Genomic DNA, 7,378 nt, shown 5'->3' on the forward strand with positions numbered 1-7,378 from the left:
GGTCATATGAAGGATGATGTGGAATACAAATCGTGCGCAACCATTCAAGAATTACGGGCATGCATCGATAACTACATTGCTTACTACAACTCAGGCCGCTACCAATGGGCGTTAAAAAAGATGACTCCTGACGAATTCAGAAGCCATCTATTGGCTGCCTAAGCGGGGGCTTTATTCAAAGTGTCCTCAATTGGGGTCACAGTTCACCTTATGGCTACGGGACATCTTTTATTTCTTATTCATTACCCCATGTCCCAGCCTGTCGATCAGTCTGGGAGCTAGCTGATACAGCTTGAGAAAAGGAGATACCCACTGTGGCAGATTAACCTCCTCCTTGCGAAGCTCCATCGCTCTTACGATATGCTGTGCTACCTTATCAGGTTTCAGCATAAACCAGCTAATATTCCGCACATAACCGCCCGAAGGATCTGCCAGCTCAAAGAACGGGGTATCAATCGGCCCGGGGTTAATCGTCGTTACAGTCACTCCACTTCCGCGCAGCTCTTGCCGGAGCGCATTGCTGAAACCGAGCAACGCATGCTTCGTGGCCGTATAAGAAGCCGATTTGGCTGTTCCGATTTTCCCGGCCATCGACGCTACATTCACGATCTGCCCATTGTTCCGCTCTGTCATTTGCGGCAGAAACGCCTTGATGCAGCGAACAACCCCCATATAGTTGACGTCCATCATTTGCTCAAACTCCGACAGGTCGGTTTCATTAAAATACTCAAACTTTCCGTAGCCCGCATTGTTGAGCAATATATCAACCCGTCCGTACTCTCCCAATATTCGTTCAGCCACAGCCTCTACCTGATCCTGGCGGGTAACGTCCAGTGGAATCAGCTCATGCCTGCCGCTGATTCCCGCAGATACTTGCTTCAGTCGCTCCTGCGAGCGCGCTGTTAAAATAGGGATTGCGCCCTTTGCGCTCAACAACTGAGCGCAAAGGGCGCCAATCCCACTGGATGCACCTGTAATCACAATTACCTTATCCTGCAATGTACTCATGGTCATCCCTCCACATTAAAGAAACTTACTCCTTTAATATTAAGAGATCATCACCTGAATATCCAGCTCACCGATTCCTTCCACCTTAAGCGGAATACAAAGGGCACGCTGTGGCACGAAAGTGGTCAAGTTTTCTGATTTCATGACTTGTGGCGGGGTGATATCCACGACAATTCCTTGGTTGGACAAAATGGTACTGGCATTGCCACTAATCATGTTGCCCAATTCCGAAATCGCGCTTTTTCCCATCTCATCAATTTCAGTCAACACAAATCCGCCCATCATCGCTGATACCATCCGTAGCGCCACCTGTTCATTCAGGCCGAACACAATATTTCCGCTAAGCTGTCCGGTCATCCCGATCATAATCCAAATGTGGTCGTCCACCAGCTCGACATTTTTCACACCGAGATTTCCGGGTAAAGGAGATACTTGGATCAACTGTTCAATGACCCGTCTCGCCGACTCCAAAAAAGGATTTATCACTTCTGCCTTCACGATCATTGCGCCCCTTTACGATGGGCTTTTAGACACACAACAAAAGTCCCATTTAAATTTGAGTTTTTTAGTTAAATAATGCTGTTTAACGACTCGATCTGTATAAAATGCTCTCTCTATCACTTATCGACAGCAGCCCGGCAATTTTTTATAGCTAAATCACAAAAAATTGTGAGTAATGTCCTATATCCTTGCTTCTCACCGAATTTAGATTGGTTATTTTTGAAGCATATCAGGACTTTAGTCTTTATTTCCCAATATACCACACTTTACGGTGTATTGCTTCGATTCATTGCCCTTCCTGCTCGAATAACCTATAATCTAATGAAATAAAGCATAACGATGGTTTTACATATAAACAAGTAGATTGGCTAAACTCAGGCTATATAGCCGCGACAAGCTAAAGAAAAGAGAGGAGGAACTTCATGAACATCAGTCAACTTGAAACGCTTATCATGATTTCCAAAACGATGAGCTTCCGTAAAGCCGGAGAACTTCTCAATTTGACGCAGCCGGCGGTGTCCGCCCAAATCAAAAGTCTGGAGGATGAGTTCAAAACCATTCTGATTGACCGCAACCAGCCCGTCACCCTGACCGACCGGGGAGTTGTATTTTTGGAACACGCCGAGCGCATATTGGAGGTTGTTGAGGAATTAAGACAGAGATTGTACGATCTAAATGAAACACCGCAGGGTCACATTGCGCTGGGGACCACAACATCCATCGCCATTCAAATTTTACCGCGTGTGCTCTCCTACTTTCAGGATCAGTTCCCTCTCATCAAAACCTCCATTCAATCCATGGCTTCCTCAATGATCTATCAGCAGGTGGAGAACGGACTTATTGATGTTGGTATCGGTTATCTGATCGAACGTAATCCCAATCTAAGCACTTCGGTTCTGTATTATGATTCCTTTGAACTTGTCGTATCTCCTACGCATCCGCTGGCCTCGCAACCACACGCTACCATTGAAGCCCTTCGGGAAATTCCGCTCATTCTACTCTCTCCCGATACGGTAGGACGGAAATTCGTGGACGATGTTTTTAAAAAGCATCAAATCGTGCCCCATGTCGTAATCGAGTTGTCGAGCAGCGAGGAAGTCAAACGGATGGTAGAAATCAATCTTGGTGCTGCCATCATTTCCAGACTGTCAGTCACTTCTGAACTGCGTACAGGCACATTAAAAATGATCCATATCCCCGAGTTGGAAGTCAGTCATCCGGTAGGGGTAATTTATAAATCCGGCCGATATCTAAACTCAGCAATGCAGCAATTTTTAAGCGATTTAAAGGGGATGCCTGAGACGAATTTCACCAGTTCTGAATAACGTAATTCGCTATGAACAACATACACAATATAAACCTTGCTTACGAAAGGAAGACAGTCTATGAAATTTGATCTGCACACCCATCATTTCCGCTGCGGTCATGCAGACGGCAACATTCGGGATTATATCGAAGCAGGTATTCAATCAGGCTTACAAGCTATTGGTATTTCTGACCATTCCCCCTTCCTATGTAGCGATAAGGATCAGGCTTTTCCTAAAATTTATATGGCCAAGTCACAGCTTGCTGAATATGTAAAAGAGGTACAGGAGCTTAAGAAGGAATACGAGGGTCGTATCGACGTGCTCCTTGGATTGGAAACGGATTATTTCCCTGATTATGCTGAATTGTATCGTTCCACTTTGGCTCCTTATCCATTTGATTACCTCATCGGGTCGATTCACAATGTCGAAGGGGACAGCATTTTTAATCGCAATCGTTGGAAAAAATTAAGTGACGCCCGTAAAGTCGAGGTCAAACAAGCCTACTATGCGCTCATTCAGCAATCTGCGCGAAGCGGCATGTTTCAGATTTTGGGTCATATTGACGCCATGAAGGGGAATTTCCCTGCCTTTTCAGACATTCCTGCCGATGAAGCCATTGACGAAACTCTACGGGTGATTGCGGAATCCAATGTGGCGATTGAAATTAACACTTCAGGTAAAACCAAGCTGAGTGGCGGATGGTACCCGTCTGCTTCTATTTTAGAAAGAGCGCACCATTTTGGTGTGGAGGTCACTTTTGGCTCGGATGCCCATAAACCTTCGCGGGTAGGCGATGATTGGGAAGAAGTAAAAACCATGCTGAAGGAGATCGGCTTCCGAGAATGGGTTTATTTTAAAGAAAAACGTAAAATTCCTGTGGCGCTTTAAAACGTATTAAGGGTGGGAATCGCTATTGCAATGGGATGCTTAGGTATTATATAGAGAGTAAAAATCCCATTGCAAAAGCGAACACTAACGCTTCTCCAGATTCAAATCCTCGCTCTGTTCCCAACCGCCTTAAACCGTACAGCCCTACTCTTTTAAATAAACAACAACTTTGTGTGAGGAGAATACATATGCAATTGGAAGATCCGATGGACAAGCTCAAAAAGCTAAAGCATGACATCACGCGCTTTATGCTCATTTATAAGTTTGCGCTCGACGAAATGGAAACCAAGATTGAAATATTAAAGCAGGAATTTCAAGCATTGCACGATTACAGCCCCATTGAGCATACCAAATCGCGCCTTAAATCTCCTGAGAGCATCATGAACAAAATGCTTCGTAAAAATAGCGAGTTATCGCTGGATGCGATCAAAAATCATATCAAGGATATCGCGGGCTTGCGTATTACATGCTCTTTTATATCTGACATTTATGATGTCAGTAACATGCTTCAGAGGCAGAGTGACCTCAAGGTGCTGGAAATCAAGGATTACATCAAGAACCCCAAGCCGAACGGTTATCAAAGTCTGCATTTGCTGGTTCAAGTTCCTGTATTCATGTCGGACTGTGAGGAACTAGTCTGTGTAGAGGTGCAGATTCGAACTATTGCGATGGATTTTTGGGCAAGCTTGGAGCATAAAATCTTTTATAAATACAACCAGTCTGTTCCCGAGAGTCTGACACGTGAATTAAAGAACGCAGCGGATTCCGCTAATGCGCTTGATCTCCAAATGGAACGTCTGCACCGTGAAATCAAGGAGATTAAAGACGCCAGAGGCGAAGAAGACTCTATGGAAGAGCTCCGAAAGATAATGATTAATAATCAGCAAATTACGGTACCCGCCAATTTTTTGAAGCTTCTAGGGGAATAATTTTAACATCCTGTATCTTTTACATTCCTTCGTCCGTCTATCTTAATATAAATGAAAACCATTCCAGAAGGAGTGATGTAAGTATGAGAAAGGTACTTGTATTGGGTGGAACGCGCTTTTTTGGCAAAAGACTGGTAGAACGTCTGCTGGAAAGTTCCGAGCACTTCGTTACCATCCTCACGCGAGGCCATACAAGCGATTCGTTCGGTGACCGCGTTCAACGGATCTGTGCAGACCGTACCGACCCGCAAGCGCTTGCTGAGGCGGTAGGTGGGCAAGTATGGGATGTTGTTTATGATAATATTTGCTATTCTCCAGACGAAGCCAGCGAGGCGTGTCGTATTTTTGATGCTAAAGCCAAAAGGTATATTATGACCTCCAGCCTATCTGTCTATAATCCAAGTCCGGAAGCGCTGACAGAGAATATCTTTGATCCTCAGACTTATCCGGTTCGTCAGGGCGGGAAGGACGATTTTACATATCAAGAGGCTAAACGGCAGGCAGAAGCGGTTTTTATGCAGCGAGCTACGTTCCCAGTAGTGGCTGTTCGTTTTCCGATTGTACTCGGAACAGATGATTATACGAAAAGACTCCATTTTCATATTGAACATGTTCGTGCAGGCCAAGAAATCGGAGTACCTAATTCCACAGCTCATATCTCATTTATTCGTTCCGATGAAGCTGCAGATTTTCTGTTTTGGCTTGGGTCTGCCCATTTCACAGGCCCTGTCAATGCTTGCTCCGACGGTACAATAAGGATTGGAGATATCATTTCAATCATTGAACAGGTAACTGGAAAACAAGCTGTGATCCAAGAAAAAACAGCAAACGAGCATATGTCTCCATTTGGCATTACACAATCATGGTATATGGATACGACCAAAGCCCGGTCAGAGGGATACTCTTTTCTTTCCCTAAATGAATGGCTGCCAGAACTGGTAACCAGCCTGAACCGTACCTATGAAGTATAAAAAAAAGAGGACCCGTATGATCGGGTCCAGCAACATATATTATTCAAAAGGGGGTCATGTCTGTATTGTACCCGTCCTGTGTTAGAGTTGTTTTGCAGTTATATTTCATCTTTGTAACAAAATATTCCAATGTCATTTCTACGCATAATCCCCTTGGGTCATCGAAAACACCAACACACTCGGCACCTCTCCTGAGGGATCGTAGGCACCGATGGTGCGCAGCAGGCGCATTTTATTTTTCATAAGCACACGCATAGAAGCATGGTTATTCTCTTGGCAACGGCTTTCGATCCGCTTGAGCTTTAAAGAATCGAAGCCAAATTTCAGCATCTCTCCCACGACTTCTGTAGCCAGTCCCTGCCCCCAAAAAGGCCGATCCAGAATATAGCCCAGTTGTGCCTCACCCGTTCTTTCATTCCATTGCTGAAAAGAAACGATACCGAGCAACGGTGAGAAGGTCCGTTCGTTGGATTCATCATGCAGATTGCTCTCTTCTGTCTCTCTCCGATGCCATTCTACTGCGAAATGCAGGGAATCCAGTGAATCAGCAGATATTTTAATTTGCGCAACCAGACGCTTCATCCTTGCATAGACTGGTTTGCGAATTCGATTCACATATTGGATTACCAATGGATCGGATAAGATCCGCTCCAGCGCAGGATAATCCTCCGCTCTTAGCTGGCGCAATCGGACTCGGTGAGTGTAAAACTCCGGCAATCCGAGACGAAGCATTTCTCTGGTCAGCACAATGTTCCCTCCTGCGGATGGATTCTGCTACTAGCAATGCATATTTCTATACTTAATCCAGGTCTTGAATTCCTCGATATATTCCGGTACGCAGCTCTCGAATATAATATAGCAAAGAAGGCACACCCGCCTCTTCTGCTTGTTTTACTGCCAATTCTATATCATACGGTACACGTACAAAATGAATAGAGAAAGGCGTGAGATGCTCTTCTCCCCATTGCCCCTCTAAAATGCAGTAGGAAGCCTGGGTGATATCCAACGGGTTCCCGACACTTCCAACGTTAAAAAGTGTTTTTCCCTGAAAATGCTGGATAAAAGCATTATGCACATCGCCATATCCCACAACCTCTGGAGCAAAAGGTACTTTTCCACTTTCTTCTGCGAGCGGCTCGAACATGGCAAGCCTTTTGGCCGGCTCATCCCATGGCTGCACGCGGTGATACACACTTTGCGGCGAGGCATGCACCAAGCGGATACGACGTCCGCTCATTGTGAAATCATAATGAAACGGTAACTGTGCCAAATACTGTACTCGCTCTGTACCCAAACGCTCGGCTTGCCAGCTAAAATTGAGATCATCCGTTATGCTAACCAGCTCATCCCAATTGCCCCGAACGACGATTTCACAACGTTGGCGGATAGCATCCAGAACCTCGCACGGACTAGGTCCTTTGCCGATCAGATCCCCCAAACAAAACACACGGCTAATGCCTCGGGAAGCAATATCCTCCAGCACTGCCTCACAAGCAGGCCAATTGCCATGAATATCTGAAATGACAGCAACACGATCCAACTGAATCTCACTCCTTTGTCCGAAACGACTACATCTCTACACTACATTCAAGCCAACATTATGTAGTTCCAACATATAGGATGAAGAAGAAAAAAAGATCATGGCCTATTGGCCAGATTTTAACGTGATGACACTAAGCTCCGGTCTGCACAGCACACGAATCGGCAAATGTGTCATCCCAATGCCTCGACTGACATACAGTGGCATTCTATCCGTTCCCACATGGAATAATCC

General features: G+C 45.3%; 9 protein-coding genes and 1 pseudogene. 5 read left to right on the top strand and 5 right to left on the bottom strand.

Annotation, left to right across the window (positions count from 1 at the left end; translation table 11 throughout):
- Positions 1-6 precede the first annotated feature (6 nt).
- Positions 7-162 (top strand): IS3 family transposase, encoded by a 156-nt coding sequence (locus tag AC5V8P_RS21135; protein ID WP_495473833.1) that lies wholly within the window; start codon positions 7-9, stop codon positions 160-162.
- A 66-nt stretch (positions 163-228) separates the two neighbouring features.
- Here AC5V8P_RS21135 and AC5V8P_RS21140 read toward each other — a convergent pair whose 3' ends face one another.
- Both AC5V8P_RS21140 and AC5V8P_RS21145 read right to left on the bottom strand, forming a co-directional pair.
- Entirely contained in the window at positions 229-1,008 is a 780-nt protein-coding gene (locus AC5V8P_RS21140) for an SDR family NAD(P)-dependent oxidoreductase (RefSeq protein WP_064798052.1), read from the bottom strand.
- A gap of 39 nt (positions 1,009-1,047) precedes the next feature.
- Positions 1,048-1,506 carry a chemotaxis protein CheX gene (locus AC5V8P_RS21145; protein ID WP_064798054.1) on the bottom strand — a complete coding sequence of 153 codons (459 nt, stop codon included), beginning with the start codon at positions 1,504-1,506 and terminating at the stop codon, positions 1,048-1,050.
- A gap of 425 nt (positions 1,507-1,931) precedes the next feature.
- Between AC5V8P_RS21145 and AC5V8P_RS21150 the strand changes: the two genes are divergently transcribed.
- The 4 genes from AC5V8P_RS21150 to AC5V8P_RS21165 all read left to right on the top strand — a co-directional run bounded on the left by AC5V8P_RS21150 (position 1,932) and on the right by AC5V8P_RS21165 (position 5,604).
- Positions 1,932-2,834 (top strand): LysR family transcriptional regulator, encoded by a 903-nt coding sequence (locus AC5V8P_RS21150; protein WP_016820048.1) that lies wholly within the window; start codon positions 1,932-1,934, stop codon positions 2,832-2,834.
- Between the two features lie 60 nt (positions 2,835-2,894).
- Positions 2,895-3,704: a histidinol-phosphatase gene (locus tag AC5V8P_RS21155; RefSeq protein ID WP_063209472.1), complete on the top strand. Its 810-nt coding sequence runs from the start codon at positions 2,895-2,897 to the stop codon at positions 3,702-3,704.
- A 188-nt stretch (positions 3,705-3,892) separates the two neighbouring features.
- Positions 3,893-4,633, top strand: coding sequence for a GTP pyrophosphokinase (locus tag AC5V8P_RS21160; RefSeq protein WP_063209474.1), 741 nt, complete (start codon positions 3,893-3,895; stop codon positions 4,631-4,633).
- Positions 4,634-4,716: 83 nt separating this feature from the next.
- A complete protein-coding gene (locus AC5V8P_RS21165; protein WP_064798051.1) occupies positions 4,717-5,604 on the top strand; it encodes an NAD-dependent epimerase/dehydratase family protein in 888 nt (295 codons plus the stop codon).
- 138 nt (positions 5,605-5,742) lie between these two features.
- Here AC5V8P_RS21165 and AC5V8P_RS21170 read toward each other — a convergent pair whose 3' ends face one another.
- The 3 genes and pseudogenes from AC5V8P_RS21170 to AC5V8P_RS21180 all read right to left on the bottom strand — a co-directional run.
- Positions 5,743-6,351 carry a GNAT family N-acetyltransferase gene (locus AC5V8P_RS21170; protein ID WP_063209479.1) on the bottom strand — a complete coding sequence of 203 codons (609 nt, stop codon included), beginning with the start codon at positions 6,349-6,351 and terminating at the stop codon, positions 5,743-5,745.
- A 52-nt stretch (positions 6,352-6,403) separates the two neighbouring features.
- Complete coding sequence (locus AC5V8P_RS21175; protein WP_063209481.1) at positions 6,404-7,144, bottom strand: metallophosphoesterase family protein; 741 nt, start codon at positions 7,142-7,144, stop codon at positions 6,404-6,406.
- A 105-nt stretch (positions 7,145-7,249) separates the two neighbouring features.
- Positions 7,250-7,378: pseudogene (locus tag AC5V8P_RS21180) on the bottom strand (metallophosphoesterase); the annotation flags it as partial.

The organism is Paenibacillus sp. N119s, from assembly GCF_059447605.1.

Excerpts from the sequence above, each read along its gene's own strand:
- AC5V8P_RS21135 (WP_495473833.1), top strand. The coding sequence starts at position 7 with ATGAAGGATGATGTGGAATACAAATCGTGCGCAACCATTCAAGAATTA.
- AC5V8P_RS21140 (WP_064798052.1), bottom strand. The coding sequence starts at position 1,008 with ATGAGTACATTGCAGGATAAGGTAATTGTGATTACAGGTGCATCCAGT.
- AC5V8P_RS21150 (WP_016820048.1), top strand. The coding sequence starts at position 1,932 with ATGAACATCAGTCAACTTGAAACGCTTATCATGATTTCCAAAACGATG.
- AC5V8P_RS21155 (WP_063209472.1), top strand. The coding sequence starts at position 2,895 with ATGAAATTTGATCTGCACACCCATCATTTCCGCTGCGGTCATGCAGAC.
- AC5V8P_RS21160 (WP_063209474.1), top strand. The coding sequence starts at position 3,893 with ATGCAATTGGAAGATCCGATGGACAAGCTCAAAAAGCTAAAGCATGAC.
- AC5V8P_RS21165 (WP_064798051.1), top strand. The coding sequence starts at position 4,717 with ATGAGAAAGGTACTTGTATTGGGTGGAACGCGCTTTTTTGGCAAAAGA.